Source organism: Dyella sp., from assembly GCF_035685885.1.
In the GTDB taxonomy this organism is placed as follows: domain Bacteria; phylum Pseudomonadota; class Gammaproteobacteria; order Xanthomonadales; family Rhodanobacteraceae; genus Dyella.
In genome coordinates, this window is record NZ_DASRZX010000097.1 from 21505 (window position 1) to 37183 (window position 15679).

At 63.7% G+C, this 15679-nt stretch carries 17 protein-coding genes; 13 read left to right on the forward strand and 4 right to left on the reverse strand.

Annotated elements, in window-relative coordinates:
* Window positions 1-368: 368 nt before the first annotated feature.
* Both VFG49_RS11770 and VFG49_RS11775 read right to left on the reverse strand, forming a co-directional pair.
* Entirely contained in the window at window positions 369-566 is a 198-nt protein-coding gene (locus VFG49_RS11770) for a hypothetical protein (protein ID WP_324860683.1), read from the reverse strand.
* Window positions 567-649: 83 nt separating this feature from the next.
* Window positions 650-1816 carry an MFS transporter gene (locus VFG49_RS11775; protein WP_324860686.1) on the reverse strand — a complete coding sequence of 389 codons (1167 nt, stop codon included), beginning with the start codon at window positions 1814-1816 and terminating at the stop codon, window positions 650-652.
* Between the two features lie 95 nt (window positions 1817-1911).
* On the opposite strand from VFG49_RS11775, the gene VFG49_RS11780 reads away from it, so the two are divergent.
* From VFG49_RS11780 to VFG49_RS11830, 11 genes are all read left to right on the forward strand, one after another.
* Window positions 1912-2079: a hypothetical protein gene (locus tag VFG49_RS11780; RefSeq protein WP_324860688.1), complete on the forward strand. Its 168-nt coding sequence runs from the start codon at window positions 1912-1914 to the stop codon at window positions 2077-2079.
* 45 nt (window positions 2080-2124) lie between these two features.
* The gene (locus VFG49_RS11785) at window positions 2125-2679 is read left to right on the forward strand and encodes a helix-turn-helix domain-containing protein (protein ID WP_324860690.1); all 555 of its coding nucleotides are present in this window, start codon (window positions 2125-2127) and stop codon (window positions 2677-2679) included.
* A 386-nt stretch (window positions 2680-3065) separates the two neighbouring features.
* A complete protein-coding gene (locus VFG49_RS11790) occupies window positions 3066-3743 on the forward strand; it encodes a DUF3313 domain-containing protein (protein WP_324860692.1) in 678 nt (225 codons plus the stop codon).
* A 52-nt stretch (window positions 3744-3795) separates the two neighbouring features.
* Window positions 3796-4992: an MFS transporter gene (locus VFG49_RS11795; RefSeq protein ID WP_324860694.1), complete on the forward strand. Its 1197-nt coding sequence runs from the start codon at window positions 3796-3798 to the stop codon at window positions 4990-4992.
* Window positions 4993-5052: 60 nt separating this feature from the next.
* Complete coding sequence (locus VFG49_RS11800) at window positions 5053-5424, forward strand: alternative oxidase (RefSeq protein ID WP_324860696.1); 372 nt, start codon at window positions 5053-5055, stop codon at window positions 5422-5424.
* 33 nt (window positions 5425-5457) lie between these two features.
* Window positions 5458-5931: an SseB family protein gene (locus VFG49_RS11805; protein ID WP_324860698.1), complete on the forward strand. Its 474-nt coding sequence runs from the start codon at window positions 5458-5460 to the stop codon at window positions 5929-5931.
* Window positions 5928-7163 (forward strand): NnrS family protein, encoded by a 1236-nt coding sequence (locus VFG49_RS11810; RefSeq protein ID WP_324860700.1) that lies wholly within the window; start codon window positions 5928-5930, stop codon window positions 7161-7163. The genes VFG49_RS11805 and VFG49_RS11810 overlap by 4 nt, the downstream gene beginning before the upstream one ends.
* A gap of 209 nt (window positions 7164-7372) precedes the next feature.
* Entirely contained in the window at window positions 7373-8554 is a 1182-nt protein-coding gene (locus VFG49_RS11815; protein WP_324860702.1) for an alpha/beta hydrolase family protein, read from the forward strand.
* Window positions 8555-8799: 245 nt separating this feature from the next.
* Complete coding sequence (locus VFG49_RS11820) at window positions 8800-9540, forward strand: alpha/beta hydrolase (protein ID WP_324860716.1); 741 nt, start codon at window positions 8800-8802, stop codon at window positions 9538-9540.
* A 50-nt stretch (window positions 9541-9590) separates the two neighbouring features.
* Complete coding sequence (locus VFG49_RS11825; protein WP_324860704.1) at window positions 9591-10685, forward strand: FUSC family protein; 1095 nt, start codon at window positions 9591-9593, stop codon at window positions 10683-10685.
* A 512-nt stretch (window positions 10686-11197) separates the two neighbouring features.
* Window positions 11198-12166: an AraC family transcriptional regulator gene (locus tag VFG49_RS11830; protein ID WP_324860706.1), complete on the forward strand. Its 969-nt coding sequence runs from the start codon at window positions 11198-11200 to the stop codon at window positions 12164-12166.
* Between the two features lie 12 nt (window positions 12167-12178).
* On the opposite strand, the gene VFG49_RS11835 is transcribed toward VFG49_RS11830, so the two are convergent.
* A complete protein-coding gene (locus VFG49_RS11835; RefSeq protein ID WP_324860708.1) occupies window positions 12179-13570 on the reverse strand; it encodes a PLP-dependent aminotransferase family protein in 1392 nt (463 codons plus the stop codon).
* A gap of 168 nt (window positions 13571-13738) precedes the next feature.
* Here VFG49_RS11835 and VFG49_RS11840 point away from each other — a divergent pair, with 168 nt between their 5' ends.
* On the forward strand, window positions 13739-14110 hold the full coding sequence (locus VFG49_RS11840) for a hypothetical protein (protein ID WP_324860710.1): 372 nt from the start codon (window positions 13739-13741) through the stop codon (window positions 14108-14110).
* The gene (locus VFG49_RS11845; RefSeq protein ID WP_324860712.1) at window positions 14107-15324 is read left to right on the forward strand and encodes an alpha/beta fold hydrolase; all 1218 of its coding nucleotides are present in this window, start codon (window positions 14107-14109) and stop codon (window positions 15322-15324) included. The genes VFG49_RS11840 and VFG49_RS11845 overlap by 4 nt, the downstream gene beginning before the upstream one ends.
* 109 nt (window positions 15325-15433) lie before the next feature.
* On the opposite strand, the gene VFG49_RS11850 is transcribed toward VFG49_RS11845, so the two are convergent.
* On the reverse strand, window positions 15434-15679 hold a 246-nt coding region (locus tag VFG49_RS11850), incomplete at its 5' end, for an MliC family protein (protein ID WP_324860714.1).

Consider the following 15679-nt stretch of genomic DNA (forward strand, 5'->3'; position numbering starts at 1 on the left):
CACTGGGGTGAATCTCGTCGTACCAGTGGATCTCGGGGATCTCCGCTGATGGCTCGTCGGGTGGTGCAGTCGGTGTCGCGCTTCGCTGCGCGTCACGTTCTTCAAGCATGGCCACAAACAGGGCAACCAATTCCGGGTCGGCAGCGATCATGCGTGCACCCTTCCTTCCGCCGCCGGCGTTCCGCGCTTGGCCGCTTCCGCGTCCTTACGCTCGCGGTAGTACCGCCTGGACCGCGATAGCTCGCACGCAGTGCATGCGCTGCTGGATGTCCGGCGCTTGGCCGTATGCCCGGCGGGGCACGGGTTGCCGGTGAAATAGAAGCGGCTGCCACGGGTCGTGGCTTGAGCGCGCGTCACGATTCGCTGGGTCATGCGCCCATCCTCACGATGGCATCAAACCAGTACAGAGCAACCAAGGCGAAGCCACTGAGGGCGGCGCTTGCGCAGGCAATGGCCCCGATGACGGAGAGCCACGACACGCAGCGTACCGGCGGGGCCGGCGTGTAGCCCTGACAGACGGGCACGAACGGTGCGCGCACGGTTGCGGAAATGACGGGTGATGCCATGTTGTCGCCTCCATTCGGGCACCTGGAAGACCTGCCCGGTTAGGGGGCGAACGTAGGGCCGGTGGACATGGGTTGCTTGTCGATTAGCGGTCCAACTTTTCTAAAGGCACGGGCGAGGCGCTGCACTCAGGCCTTACACGTAGGCTGAGCAGCAAGGCGACGCCACCGCAGACGAGGAGCGTGCCACCCAGCGATTGCGTCCAGCCGGTAAGCAACATGCCCGCACCGATCATCAGGTAGTACATCAAGCCAAACAGCGCACCCGCCGTGCCGAGGCGATCGCTGAAGGCGTACAGCGCCTTTCCGAGCACATGGGGAATGGCCACGCCGAAGGCGAAAACCACCAGCATCATGGGTGCAATAAACCATGCGCTGTGCAGCAGCGCATGCACCCCGATGCCGCCACCCAAGACCAGCACCGCGCTGAACACCAGCAAGTTTTCAGCACGTACGCCAGCCTTGCTGAAAATCCGGCTGCTCCACGCGCCAAGCGACGATCCGAGCGCCAGCAGAATGCCGCTTGCACCGTAGGCCGAGTTGTCGAAACCCAGTTGCTGGAAAATGAAAGGACCGAGCGCGTAGTAGCCATACATGGCGACATTGAAGACCGTCACCAGCACCGCCGATTTCCAAACGCATGTGTTGCGTATCAGCAACTGGAACGTTTCGCGCACCGACACCTTTGTCTTGATGTGGCACCGCGTCTCGGGCAGCGCCCCTGCGCTCCATGCGAGCAACGCCGCCGCCAGCACCAGCAGACACCACAGCACGCCGCGATAGCCGAACGCGTGCACCAAGGCAGCGCCCGACAACAGGCCAATGGCCGGGCTCAGGGCCAATACCATGCCCACCACGGAGAACACCTTGATCAACGCAGCGCCGGAAAAACGGTCGCGCAAGATCGTCTGTGTCACGACCGACCCGACGGCAGCGCCGAACGCGGCAAGCGCCTGGGCGACGAGCAGGCCCTGGAACGTAGTGACGCAAAGGGCGATCACCGTAGCCGCCGCGTAAACCGCCAGACCCAACAGCATCGCAACGCGACGCCCCGACCGATCACACAGCCAGCCCCAGCCGACCACGCCAAAGGCGAATGACAGGAAGTAGACGGTCAAGGTTTGCGCCGCCAGTCCCGGGGCCACGGCAAAATGCTGGACGAAGTCGGCCAGGGCCGGGCTATAGAGGGTCTGCGCGAACTGGGGAAACATCAGTAGCGCGATCGCCAACGGCAAGAAATTTTTGTTGTCCATGACGGTACCTCCGCAAGCCCGGCATTCTCGGCTGGCCCGTCTGTCTGGTCTCACGGAATTTGGACAGAAAATGCGGCAAACCGGACAATGTCGGCATGGCCTGGTTAGCCGCCGACGCACTCTTTGATCCGGACAGCTTCTCCGCACCGGTCGTGGGCTGCGCCTCCACGCTGGCCGATCACGATTCCGGACTTCATTGCCACGCCCGCGGGCAGTTGCTGTTTGCCCGTGAGGGTTGCATCCGCATCACCCTGGACGAGTAGCTATGCCTGCTGCCACCGTCACGCGCCGCGTGAATTCCAGCCAACGTGCGCCATCGCGCCGTGATGCGACAGGTGGTGGACTACCGCTCGCTCTGGTTCGACGCCGCCCTTTGCCTTCGACTACCGACGACTGTATGCGTCATTGACGTCAGCGCTTTGCTCGGCGCCATGCTTGAGCCGATGGCCCTGGCAGCGTTTGATCATCCGTGGAGTGGCGACCGCGATCGGCATCTTATCGGCTTGTGCATCCATGAAATTATTGATGCACCACGCCAGCCCATGCTGCTCCCCATACCCAGGGACCGCCGCCTTGCCAGTTTCACCAGCCGGCCTGATGCGCTTCCACCGGAACTGGCGGAACTGGCCAGACATGTCGGTGCTACCAGCAAGACCATCGGCCGCATTTTCCAGCGCGATACCGGCATGGGCTATCAGCAATGGCGCCAGCAATGGCGTTTGCTGCGGGCGATCGAGTTGCTGGTCACCGGCGAGTCCATCTCAAATATCACCGGCGAACTGGGCTTTTCGAGCGACAGTACGTTCATTGCGTTCTTCAGGCAGATGCAGGGCTGCACACCCAAGGCCTATCTGAAGAAGTGAGGCGACGGCGGACGCCACTCCGATCACGTGACGCCATGCCTGCCTTGCTCCGTGTTCCCAGTCAATCGCGGCATCCGTTCGTCGAAGCAAGCGCCCTTTGCCCGCCATGCCGGGCGCTCATCACGCAAGAGCACCCACCTCGGATCCAACCCGGGCGTCCCGGTCAGGGCGATGGCCGAGGAACCTGAGGGAAGCAGGTCACAACCCAGTCCTCTTGGGCTGAAAACCATCTCAAGCAACTGATTTATAACTAAAATAATGGAGTCCAACCTTGGTCCGGAAGGCGAGTCAACAAACATGAGCGATGCTCATATCATGGACGCCATTCAAGAACCACAAGGCGCCCCGTGCGCAGGAGCCAACCCATCAAGCGTCAGGTCGATGCAATGCCCGCACGCCAACGTGCCTCCCGTTTTCTCCGCCTCGGAACGACGGCTCTGCTCTTCGGCTCAGCCTTGGTGGGTGTGCCGGCCAGTGCTCATTCGTTCGCGGACCTTGATTCTTCCAGCCTGTTAACGGCCAACACCCAGGACGACACGGGGCATGTGCCGTACACCTATCGCGCGCCGGGGGCCGACCTCACCCACTATCGCGAGGTAATCGTTGACGACGTGGTGGTCTATGGTGGTTCCGACGCCGAATTCGGCAGCCTCAGCACCAGCGAGCGGCAAGAGCTGGCGAGCGATCTCGACACCGCTATTCGCACCGCGCTGCAGTCGAACTACGTCACGGCAACAGCGCCCTCTGCTTCCGCGCTTCGCTTGCATGTGACGCTTCTCGGAGCATCAAGCAGTGATCCCGTGCTCGGCCTGATGAGTCAACTTCAACCCGTCGGCGCGGCCGCCGGCGCACACGACCAGGCGCGCGACAAAAAGAAACGCACACTGGGCTCGGTCACTTACGCGGTGGAGGTCTATGACAGCTCCACCCAGCACCTGCTTCGATCATTCATTTCATACGAGTACCCGTCCGCCGAGGACGTGCGGGCGAGCGTAGGCAAGCTCAATTCCGCCAAGGCGGGCATCAAGAAAGGGGCTGAGGCCCTGCCCGCCCAGATCCTCTGAATTTCTGGGCCGCTGCCGAAGGCAGCGCCTCTAAAGAGCACGAGACCAAACCATGAACGCTATGCGTCAATCGGCACCGCCTGCCGCGGCCTCACCCTGGTCAGCCGTCGTCGCGGTGGCCGTCGGCGCTTTTGCCTTGGTGACCAGCGAGTTTCTTCCGGTGGGCCTGCTGCCACACATCGCACACGATCTCGCCATCACCGAGGGCGAGGCGGGCTTGCTGGTCACCATGCCAGCCGTCGTGGCGGCCTTTGCGGCGCTTGGCACATCAACGCTTTTTGGCCACGCCGATCGTCGCCACGTGCTGATGGCCCTTCTTGGCGTACTCGGTCTTTCCAATGCCATGGTTGCGCTATCGACCCACGTGGCGTTGCTGCTCACGGCGCGTGCACTGATTGGCGCGGCCATCGGGTCGTTCTGGTCGATTGGCGTATCCATGGGCCAGCGTCTACGCCCGGGTGCGGACGGCGTGCGAGCGGCCTCCATCATTCTATCGGGCGTATCCATTGGCACCGTGGCGGGCGTGCCTGCGGGTGCGGTGCTCGGTCACCTTCTGGGCTGGCGATGGGCGTTCGGTGCCTGTGCGGTGATGGCTGCTGGCGTCTTCGTCATCCTGGCGGCCTGGCTCCCCCCGGTGCCTCCCGATGGCGACAGAAGCGCGAAAGAATTGATGGCCATGCTGCGGCTGCGACCGCTTCGACGTGGCTTGCTGCTGACCCTCACCATGTTCGTCGCGCAATTTGGCACCTACACGTACATCGCTCCATTCCTCAATCGCGTGGCACATGTCCCCAGCAGCGAGGTCGGCGGTGTGCTGCTGGCCTACGGCGTGGCCAGCTTTGCAGGGACGCTGCTGGGCGGTTGGCTGGGCTCCAGGCACCTGCGCTTTTCCGTCACGCTCACCGGCCTCGTCATCGGTGGCTCTGTGCTGTCATTGGCATGGCTTGGCCACTCGACGGTGGCAGCCGTGGCCTGCGTCGTCCTCTGGGGCCTGGGGTTTGGCATGCTGCCGATCACAACGCAGACCTTGGTGTTCGACGCAGCGCCAAGCCGCATGGACAACGTCGGCTCGCTCTTTGTCTGCACGGCTCAGGTTGCGATTGCGTGCGGTTCGTTCGCCGGTGGCCTGGTCGTCGACCACGTCGGCCTCACAGAGTCGCTCATGCTTGGCGGTGCCCTGAGCTGTATCAGCGCGTTGTTCGTCACTTTTTCCAAGGCCACGCGGGAGGCGGTGCCGGCTAGGGCGTAGCGCCTATTCGAAAGCGCAAGCTACCGGGCTACCTCGACGATTTCCGGTCCCGCCAATCGGTTGGCGTTTGGCCAGATCGCCAAGCCCAACTGGTTTGAACGCGCGCTCGTCCTGATCGCCCAGGCGCTCTTCTTCACCTTCTTCCTGTTGCTCTACATCGCCTCGTCGAAGACGGCACACCGCCTGGTGGGCTACTTCGAGGAAGAGGCCGTCGTCAGCTATACGCGCTACCTCGCCGAGATCGACGCGTGCCATATCGCGAATGTGCCGGCGCCGGACATCGCCATCGCCTACTGGAACCTGCCCGCCGATGCGCGCCTGCGCGAGGTGGTGGAAGCGGTGCGCCAGGACGAAGCCGGTCACCGCGACGTCAATCATGGCTACGCGGACACGCTCGGCGGCACACTGGCCCACCCGCCGACCAACGGCTGATCCACACCACGTCGCACAGAAAGGGTTGCCACCATGCGCCAGTTCACCTTCTCCAGGCACGATGCCCTGCCCCTGCTGATGCTGTTCGAACACGGTGCCATGGCGCCCACTGACGCCTGGCCTCACGCGCTTACTGCCCAAGTGACGCTGGCCCTGCGTGATGGTTCCCAAGCGACAGGTCTTGCATGGACATCCCGGCCGGTGGTGCTCTCCGGTGCCAAACATGGAGCCTTCATTGCCGTTTTCACCACCGCGGAGCGTGCCGTCCGCGCCCGGCACGAACACCCTGCCTACCGGGCCACGCTCTCCATGCCGCTGGCATGGGTGATCCAGGCCGCAAAGGCGTCAATAGGTATCGCGGTCAATCCGGGATCGCCCGACAGCTTCGAACTTCCACACGGATTGCTGGAAGCTGTGTTTGCCAACGCCGTCTCGCGTAGCGCTTCGCAGAGGCGGCGACGCGCTTCACGCCGATCGAATCTCAACCGCGAGGCATCACGCGTATGAACAGCACATCATCGGCCTCGCTGTCCACAAATGCGTCCTTGCTCACTTTCTTGCATGCGCCGCACCGTGCCATGTTCCTGATCGGGGCCTTTGCCCTGCTGGCGAACATGGTCTGGTGGACCTGCGCGCTGATGGCCGTCCACTTCGGGGCGCCGTTCGCGCCGCAAGCGATGCCTGCATCGTGGGCTCACGGCTTTCTCATGCAGTACGCCTCGTTCGCACCGTTCGTGTTCGGATTCGTGCTGACGGTGTTCCCGCGTTGGATGAATCAGCCGGAGATCGCCAGGCCCATCTACGGAAGTATCTTCGGCCTGATGCTGGGCGGCGGTATCGCCGTGCTGGTAGCCCAGAGCGGATGGCTTCGACTCCTGCCCTTCGGCATGGCAGCCATGCTGGCAGGTTGGCTGATCGCGTTGACGGTGCTCGGCATTCGTCTGCTTCGACACCGCCCGTTCGATGCCTGGGCGGCCTCCTGCCACGCGGCTTTGTGCATGGGTGGCATCGGCCTGGCCCTGGCGCTTGCCTTTGCGTGCGGCGCACCGGCTGCGCTTATGCATGCCTCGGTGGAGATGGGCACGTTCGGTTTTCTTTTGCCGACCTATGTCACCGTGGCGCATCGCATGGTGCCATTCTTTTCCGGCAACGTGATTTCGAACTACCGCGTCGTGCGCCCGCGCTGGGTTTTAGCGGCCATGTGGCTGCTGGTGTTCGCTCATCTCGCTTGCGATATCCTCGACGTTCCTTCGTGGCGATGGCTTGCCGATGCGCCATTGACCTTCCTGTTTCTTGGGCAGTGGCTCGCATGGCAACCTTGGCGCGCACGTCACGTCGGCCTGCTCGCCGTGCTCTACATTGCGCTGGCGTGGCTGCCGCTAGCGTTCGCATTCTTCACTGCTGACAGCGTGCTCATCGCGTGGCACGGCAACAGTGGCATGGCGCATGCACCGCTGCATGCCCTTACCATCGGCTTCTTTGCGTCCATGCTGGTCGCCATGGTGACCCGCGTCACCCACGGCCACTCGGGTCGACCGTTGGCGATGGTTCCGGTGGCATGGATCGCCTTCGTCGGCATGCAAATCACCGCCGTGGTCCGCGTCGCCGCGGACGGCACGGGACAGCCCGCCACCGGGTATCTGCTGGCCGGCGCGCTGTGGCTCATCGTGCTGATGCCATGGGTCGCCCGGTCGATCTGGATCTACGCAACGCATCGCAGGGACGGCAAGCCGGGTTGAGCACGGCTATCGGGCGCCGAGTCTGGCTCGAAACCTGAGGCGCTCGAATCATGGGCCGTCGCTCCCAGCTCAATCTCCGCTCGCAGGCCTTGGTACGCCTACGTTTGCGCCGATCGTCCTGCCCATCAGGAAGGCGAGTCCACTAATGTGAGCAACGCTCATATGATGACGCATCCCCACCGCTAGCGCCCACGGCGCCCGGAGACGACATGCGCACATCGAACGATTCACCGCGACCCGACCAGCGTCTGGGTCAGCGCTATCACTTCGCCGACCCTGACATGGATATGTTCTTCGTCGCCGCCCTTGGATGGGGCCCGGCCGGTGGCCTGGATATCGGCCAGGCCTTTTACGTGGCATCCCAGATCGAGGACGGCGTTGGCGACAGCTGGGTGGCCGCGTTCGGTAGCTATGGTGACTATCTGGGCAGGCAGGCGGATCGCTGGAAGCAGCGCGGATGGAAGCGTGCCGCAGGCGAGGCGCGGCTGCAGGCTTTCGCCAGCTACCGATCCGCCTGGCAATTCGCGGCCCCGGGTCCGCAGTTCGCCTCACTCTATGCAAAGCACCAGGCCGCGTTTGCTGCCGCGATGTCTGAACTGGCCATGCCGGCAACGTTCTTTCAGGTGCCCTTTGAAGACAAGCAGCTACCAGGCGTCTATTTGCAGAACGCGGACAGCGAAGCGCCCGTGGTGCTGATCATTGGCGGCGCCGATACGTGTTTTGAGGATCTTTTTCTCACTATCGGCCGCCATCTGTTCGAGCGCGGGTATTCGGTTGCGCTCGTCGATCTTCCCGGCCAGGGCATCACGCAGGCGAGCGGTCTTCACTGGCGCGCCGACGCAGAAAAGCCCATCTCCGCAGTGATCGATGCGCTGATTGCGCGATTCGCTGCGGTGCCCGGCCGAATCGCACTCGTTGGCTTGAGCCTTGGCGGATATTTTGTTGCGCGTGCCGCGGGTCACGAAACGCGTCTGGCAACGGTCATTGCCAGCACGCCCTTCCAAAGTCCAGCGGAGCTCTTTGCGCTTTCGGTCAAATCGGCATTGGCTGGCGCCGCCAGGGCCGCGCCCTCCCCTGCCGCGGTGCGCGCGCGCACGATGACACTGTGGAAAGCTGGCGCATCTTCGCCGGAGGATTTCATTGCCAAAACGGAAGGCATGGTCGCGGACCCCTCACTGGTCCACGTTCCGTTCCTTTCGATTCTTGGCGCCGGCGACTCACCGGTCTTTGCGGCCCAGGCACATGAATGGCACCAGCAGATCCGATCCAAACTAAAGGAATTTGTGCTGCTCGATGAAACGACCGGGGCGGATGGTCACGTGCAAGTCAACAACCGCCGTCGCCTTGGCCAGGAAGCGTGTGGCTGGCTGGATGAGATTTTCCGCGGATAACCCGTCCGCCACATCGATCGCGGGTGCAGGCCGGCGCGCGCCGTGCGAATTGGAAACTGGCCGTGGCGATCTGCAAGTGCGCGTGGGTTGTCAGCACTATCGTGGCTTGCTGGCGAGGCCGCCGTGGCGCGAGTCGCAACGGCCACAGCAAAGGTTAGCGAGGAAAGATCGTGCCCACATCGCACACATCCCGACGCGGTGTCCATTGGCTTGAGCACGGCCCCGGGCGCGATGCGCCAGCAGTGATGCTCATCCATGGCCTGGGCGGCGACGCCAAATTCTGGACTACGGAACAAACCGTGCTCGGCAAGGACTACCGCGTGCTTGCTGTCGACCTGCGGGGCTCGGGTTTGTCGCGTGGATCGGCAAACCTGTTTTCCATCGACCAGCTCGCCGGCGATATGGCGGACGTTCTGGACGAAGCCGGCATCGCCAGCGCGCACGTCATCGGCTTTTCACTGGGGGGCACGGTGGCCCAGGCCATGGCGCATGCCTTCCCGCAGCGCGTGAGCAAACTCGTGCTGTCGGCGACGTTCGCGACGGTCAATCCGCAGGCTCACCTGTTTCTGGTTGCGTTGGGTGCGCTGTACCGCCGTGGAGCAAGCCCCGAGCAGATGTACGCTCTGATTGTTCCGTGGCTGTTTTCGCTGGGCTTTCTGTCCAGTGCCGAAGCGGAGCCCTATCTCGCCTATGTCGATGACCCGACCGATCATCAGGCGACCGAGGACTGGCTTCGCCTGCTGGATGCACTCCTTGCCTACGACGGTCGACGTCGACTGGCCGACATCCGGCAGCCAACGCTGGTCATCGGCGGCGATGAAGATCGCCTGGCTCCCTTGAGTGACGCACAGTTGCTGAGGCGCGGCATCCACGGCGCATCGCTTGAAATCATCCCGGGTGGCCATTTGATGAATATCGAATCGCCCGCCGCTTTTACCGCGGCGATCACCCGCTTTCTGTCGCTGCAGCGGGCGTGCGTGACGTGAACAGACCGAATCACGCGACAGCGCTCACATGACCACCGGATGGAATGTCCATGTCCGCGATCCTGGCGTGGCTCAATCACTGGCTTGAGCGTATCGACCCCGGCGCACATCGCCGGATCAAGGGGCTGAGGCTGGTTACGGCTTATGGTCTCGCCGAGGCGCTTGGCACACTGAAGGATATTTCCATCGACGTGCCCGCCGGCATGGCCGTTGGCGCGCTGGCAGGAAACATCGCGCTATGGGCCAGCGTTTCCGAAGCGCGCTCCTCCCGCTGGCAATCCAGCCGCGACCTGATGCTGCTTTGCCTTGCCTGCGCGCTGGGTGCTGCGACGTTTGCCCTGTCCGCGCCCTGGCTTCAGTTGCATGGGCAAGCGTGGCCGAAAATAGTGCTTGTCGCCGGGGCCTTTCTGGCTGGCTACCTCAGGCGCTATGGCGTTTCCGGTGCTGGCATCGGTTCGCAGATCTATATCGGCCAGCTGCTGGCATGCAATGCGCAGTTGACCCCCGGTGACCTGCCGGCGATTGGCATCGCCGTACTGATTGCGATGCTTTCGGCGATGGTTCCGCGTTTGTTGAGCGGACCGGCGGAGCGGCCTGTACTGTCTCCGGCATTGCCGCCGACAGCATCGCGGTTCCGCGCGTTGTCGATGCCGTGGGCGCTTGGGCTTCAGGCCGCCGTTCCATCGATCATCGTGGTGGGTCTGGACGCCACGGTGGGCCTGCTGGAATCCGTCTGGGCGATCACGGCATGCGTGTATGTGGTTGCCGGTAGCGCAGGCGGCACACGGCTACGCATCAGGCACCGCATTGTCGGCACGCTGATTGGCGTGCCGCTTGGACTGGCCTGCCTTCCCCTGGCGCAACATGAGCCGATGCTTTTATGGAGCGCAGCATCGCTGGCGATGATCGTCTATGCGATGGCATTGCCCGAGCGCTATGACGTGGCATGCGCTGCATTCGCGTTCGCGCTGATGGTGACGATGGCGGTGTCTGGCGAGCATTCGGTGACGGTATTGCTGGCGCGAGCCTGGGAAACCGCTCTCGGTTGTGCGCTTGCCATGGCGGCGGCCATGGTGCTTTTCCCCTTGCGTGACAAAACGAAGGACAAGAGAGCGGCAGAAGTGTCGCCGCCGAAGGTGCGCTGATTGCGAATTGGCGTAGGTGCGTGGCTCTACCTGTCGCCGCGCCTGCCGGCGGGGCCCAGTTCGCTGACGTCGCCTCGGTCGTGCCGCGCTGTTTCGAAAACGCACGGCTGGGCGTGAGGCAAAGCCGTTTCCACCGGGCCGGAAGCATCACCCCGGGTCGCCCTGCGCGATCCATTTGGCCTGGGAGCACAGCCTCTCGAAGGGAGAATGCATACAATCATCAAGGCTAAAAAACCATACCCGTGCGTATGCTCTACGTCATGAAAACGCACAATTTCAAACATAATCAGCCAATTAATTAACCATACGCTTGCGACATAGGCCAAACTACCAGTTGACCATCGAAAATTGTATGCATACGATGCGCACGCCTTGCAACACTGATCCGATCAATGGCCCAAGGCAGTCAGGGGTTCCGATGGCTTGTCCACCGTGGGAGGAATGGACGGATGCATCAGTTCAACGCACAGCGGGCGCTGCCTTCAATAAATCGCACCCGCGGGTGCCGTCCCGTGACGGCACCCGCAGTACGCCACGCCGCCGCGATCCACCGCGAGCGGACCTGGCGGCAACTGGATATGGATGTCGAGCAATCCGGGCAACCGGTGATCGCCTCGCATTGGTCCGATCATCGCGCGGCGCCGCGCGAATACAACGCGCAGAGTCCGCGTGGCTATTACGTGGCGAGCATCTTCATGCGTCCGACGCAGCTCGCACTGAGCGCCGATGCGCAGGACGTCCATCACGGCGAGTGGCGCTCCGGCAGCTTCCATATGAGCGCACCGGGTCAACAGTTGCATGCGCGCTTCGAGTCGCCCTGCGAGATCCTGCATCTGCACCTGTCCGAAGCGTTCGTACGGCGCATGGCGGTGGCGGCGGACTCGTTGCATCTGATCCCAGCCCCCGCCATCACCCACGTAGCGCAGGACGCCGTGATCGAGCAGCTGGGACGCGCTCTGCTCGCTGCCGATGACAAGATGTGCGGATGGCAGTATGCCGAACGTGTGGCTACGCCCATCATCACGCGCTATTTCCACCTGCTGGCGCAGGCGCAGCTGCACGGTGACCAGCCTCGACGCATCGCCCTGCCACGCTGGCGCCTGCAGCGCGTGCACGACTATGTGCAGAACCATTTGAGTGGCTCCATCACGCTGGCCGACATGGCGAGTGCGGCGGGTTTGTCGGCCATGCACTTCGCGGCGCAGTTCCGCATTGCGACGGGGCAACGTCCGCACGACTACCTGTTGCAGTGTCGTATCGATCGCGCCAAGAGCCTGCTGGCGACCAACAGCCGCGCACTGATCGATGTGACGCTGGAAGTAGGCTTCTGCACCCAGGCGCACTTCACCACGGTATTCAAGCGCTTTACCGGCACTACGCCGAACCTGTGGCGTCGCCAGCACTTACACAGCCTTGCTGACGACGCGGAGCCCGTTGGCGGCGCAAGCATTCACAACTTGCATTTGCCACGCACCAGTTGATGTCCTAGACCATCACATGAAGGTCGAGGACATCATGGGCACCTGAACCAGCAGATCGGCAACCATGCCGAGTCCGCTCTTCAATTGTTCGCGTGTGGCGGATGCACCCAGCGCAAGACGCACCGCCTCGGGCGACGGACCGACACTGAACGCCTCGTGCCCGACGACGCCGAGGCCCGCGTGACGCAGGCCACCGACAAACTCGCCGCTGGTCCAGGGCTCGGGCAGGCGCAGCCAGACGTGAAAACCCTCTTCGGGCATGATCAGCTGGGAGCGCGGCAACATGCGCCCGGCAATGCCCATGCGTTCCAACGCCTCGTCGCGAATGGCCTTGACCACCTGCGCGGCAGTGCCGTCCTCGATCCAGCGTGAAGTGACGGCAGCACTCAACGACGACACCGTACCCGACGTCGCGCGCATGACCGAGGTGAGGCGTGCGGCCGACCATGCGTCCGGCGCGAGCACGAAAGCCACGACCAGCGACGGCGACAGACACTTGGACAGTCCGGCGATGTGGTACGTCAGCTCCGGCGCCAGCGCGGCGAGCGGCGGCGGCCGCTGGCTTGGCAGCGAACCGTAGTCCTCGTCTTCGATGATGGGCAGGTTGTGACGGCGCATTACCGCGACCACTTCCTCGCGACGCGCCAGCGGCATCGTGATGGTGGTCGGGTTGTGCAGTGTGGGCATGCAGTAAAAGGCTTTGGGGCCCGCCGACTGGCAGACGGCATCCAGAGCATCGGGCTGCACGCCGTGCTCGTCCATCGCGACCGGGACCAGGCGGATGCGCAACAAGGCCGCCAGCGCACGCACGCCCGGGTAGGTCAGCGATTCGACCGCCAACGTGTCACCCGGCGCCAACAGCATGCTCATCACGGAGTGCAGTCCGCCCTGCAGGCCCGACGTCACCAGCGTGCGTTCCGCCGTGGAGCCATCGATGCGTGCAGCCAGCCAGTGCGCGGCAATATCGCGATCGTGGGGCCCGCCTCCCGGAGGCTGATAGCGCATCAGCAGCTCCGCGCCGCGATCCTCGACCTCGCGCGCACCTTTCCACATGCGGGCCAGCAAGGCGGCGTCGTGGAAGGCGGGCGGATGATTCATGCTCATCTCCACGGCGCCCACGGTGACGGCGCGCGGCGGCGATAGCGCCCGCTTGCGCACAAAGGTGCCACGCCCCACTTCCGCGTCCACCAGTTCGCGGCGCGCCGCCTCGGCGTAGGCACGGGTGACCGTGGTGAAGTCGATGCCCAGCCAGTCTGCAAGTGCACGAATGGGAGGCAGGCGGTCTCCCGACGACAGGCGGCCGGCCTGAATGTCTTCGCCGATGGCGTCGGCAATGGCGAGGTACATGGGACCGCGATTGGCTGGCAATCGGGGGGTCCAGCTCAGCTGGCGGACCTTGGCCATCGACCGTTTCCAATGTATGGATTGATACGTTGCATTGTATGCATGCCCACGCTCAAGTCCACAACAGGCTTCGCATCGTTCGTTTTCGAAAAGGCGACGGCGAACCGGAAAGCGGGCCTTGCCCCGCCTCCACACAATGCCAGGCCATGCCAACCCGTTTACGTGCCCATGAACCTGCTGCGACACGCGCTCCCCGCTCACGCCCTTGCCGATGACAGGCGCCGACGCGCGCTCGACGACGACATCTGCGTGCATATCTTCACCTCGTCCTCGGTCATGGTCGGCGTGTGCCTCACCGTGGTCGGCATTCTCCGCGTGGTGGTCACGCTGCGCAGCGAGGACGTGCTCGGCGATGACCTGCTGACCATCAATACAATGATCTATCTGCTTTCGGCGCTGGTTTCCTACTGGGCGCTGCGCACGCGCAGCCGCAAGCGCAATCATCGACTGGAATACGTGGCCGATGGCCTGTTCCTGCTCGGCATGGTGTTCACCGTGGTCAACACGGCCTTCATCACCTGGGCGATGGCGCTGATATGAGCAGCATGCAGCGTCGCGGAAAACTGGCCGGCGCCGTCGCCCTGGCCGTGCTTGCAGTCGCAGGCCTGTCGATGTGGAGTGGCCCCGGTGGCGACGTCGCACATGCCGGCGCAGCGTTCTACAACATCGAAAGCCCGCAGGCGGATGGCCTGCCCGGCTCCATCATCCGGATGGAACCGATGGACGGCGCACCCCTCGGTGCGAGCGCCTGGCGCGTGCTGTATCGCTCGGTGGGCGTGCATGGCGAACCCATCGCTGTTTCCGGCGTCATCGTCATTCCCAAGGGCGTCGCGCCCGATGGTGGGCGGCCCATCGTGGCGTGGGCTCACCCCACCAGTGGCGTAGTCCCGCGCTGCGCGCCGTCGGAAGCGCATTTCGTATTCCAGACCATGATGGGCCTGCGCGACATGGTGCGGCATGGCTACATCGTCGCCGCCACCGACTATCCGGGCCTGGGCACGGAGGGTCCGCATCCGTATCTGGTAGGCGACAGCGAAGCACGCGCCGTGATCGACATCGTGCGCGCGGCGCGGCAGATGCCTGGCGCGCAGGCCGGTGGGCAGTACGCCGTATGGGGCCACTCGCAGGGCGGCCAGGCTGCATTGTTCACCGGCATGTTGAGCGGCGCCTACGCGCCGGAGCTGAAGCTGGTGGGCGTCGCGGCTGCCGCGCCGGCTACTGACCTGAAGCGGCTGCTGCGCGAAGACGCGGACACCGATGGCGGCCGCAACGTCACCGCGATGACGCTCTGGTCGTGGCAGCGCGTCTATGGCGCGCCCATCGCCCGGGTGGTTGCGTCGGAAGCCATGCCGGCGGTCGATGCGCTTTCCAACGAATGCATCGAGTCGGTGCTCGACATGGTGGAACGGCATTACTCGCAGCGCCCGCTGCAGCAGCAGTTCCTCTCGGTGAAAGACATCACCGCCATTGAACCATGGAAATCCCTGCTCGCCGCGAATCAGGCCGGCAACGTGCCGGCGAACATTCCCGTGCTGATCACCCAGGGGGCTGCCGATCGCCTTGTGCTGCCCGCCGTCACCGAGTCGTACGTACAAGGTCTTTGCCGCGCAGGCAGCCAGGTCCAATACACCGAGTACCCAGGCGTGCATCACGGTTTCATCGGCAGCGACAGCGCGATCGAGGCGGTGAACTGGATGACAGATCGCTTCGCCGGCAAGCCTGCGCCAAGCAATTGCTCTGGCGCAACGCCGTGAGTAAAACCCGCTGACGGAGCGTAGCCAGCACCCACCCGCTGGTCGTGCAACAACCTGGTCAGCGGCGTCAGGCAGGCGCGCATAGCGGCGCGCCTGCACGCTCTTTCGATCAACGTAACGACATGCAGCCCGCGAGCACGGGGCGATTGGGATCGACGCGCGCATCGTACAGATCGCCGCCCCGGCCCTTGTTCCACCAGGTGATGAAACCCGACTGGTAGCGCACGCCATCGGCAGACATGGTGCTCACCAGCAGCGTCGGTACGCCTTGTACGTTCATCAGCGCAAAACTCTGGCCATTGCGCGCATTCCAATAAGTGACCTTGATGTTGCGCCCGCCCGGGCAACGGTAGAC

Excerpts from the sequence above, each read along its gene's own strand:
- VFG49_RS11820 (WP_324860716.1), top strand. The coding sequence starts at position 8,800 with ATGCTCATCCATGGCCTGGGCGGCGACGCCAAATTCTGGACTACGGAA.
- VFG49_RS11795 (WP_324860694.1), top strand. The coding sequence starts at position 3,796 with ATGAACGCTATGCGTCAATCGGCACCGCCTGCCGCGGCCTCACCCTGG.
- VFG49_RS11825 (WP_324860704.1), top strand. The coding sequence starts at position 9,591 with ATGTCCGCGATCCTGGCGTGGCTCAATCACTGGCTTGAGCGTATCGAC.
- VFG49_RS11775 (WP_324860686.1), bottom strand. The coding sequence starts at position 1,816 with ATGGACAACAAAAATTTCTTGCCGTTGGCGATCGCGCTACTGATGTTT.
- VFG49_RS11770 (WP_324860683.1), bottom strand. The coding sequence starts at position 566 with ATGGCATCACCCGTCATTTCCGCAACCGTGCGCGCACCGTTCGTGCCC.
- VFG49_RS11835 (WP_324860708.1), bottom strand. The coding sequence starts at position 13,570 with ATGGCCAAGGTCCGCCAGCTGAGCTGGACCCCCCGATTGCCAGCCAAT.
- VFG49_RS11815 (WP_324860702.1), top strand. The coding sequence starts at position 7,373 with ATGCGCACATCGAACGATTCACCGCGACCCGACCAGCGTCTGGGTCAG.
- VFG49_RS11810 (WP_324860700.1), top strand. The coding sequence starts at position 5,928 with ATGAACAGCACATCATCGGCCTCGCTGTCCACAAATGCGTCCTTGCTC.
- VFG49_RS11790 (WP_324860692.1), top strand. The coding sequence starts at position 3,066 with ATGCCCGCACGCCAACGTGCCTCCCGTTTTCTCCGCCTCGGAACGACG.
- VFG49_RS11845 (WP_324860712.1), top strand. The coding sequence starts at position 14,107 with ATGAGCAGCATGCAGCGTCGCGGAAAACTGGCCGGCGCCGTCGCCCTG.
- VFG49_RS11840 (WP_324860710.1), top strand. The coding sequence starts at position 13,739 with ATGAACCTGCTGCGACACGCGCTCCCCGCTCACGCCCTTGCCGATGAC.
- VFG49_RS11780 (WP_324860688.1), top strand. The coding sequence starts at position 1,912 with ATGGCCTGGTTAGCCGCCGACGCACTCTTTGATCCGGACAGCTTCTCC.
- VFG49_RS11805 (WP_324860698.1), top strand. The coding sequence starts at position 5,458 with ATGCGCCAGTTCACCTTCTCCAGGCACGATGCCCTGCCCCTGCTGATG.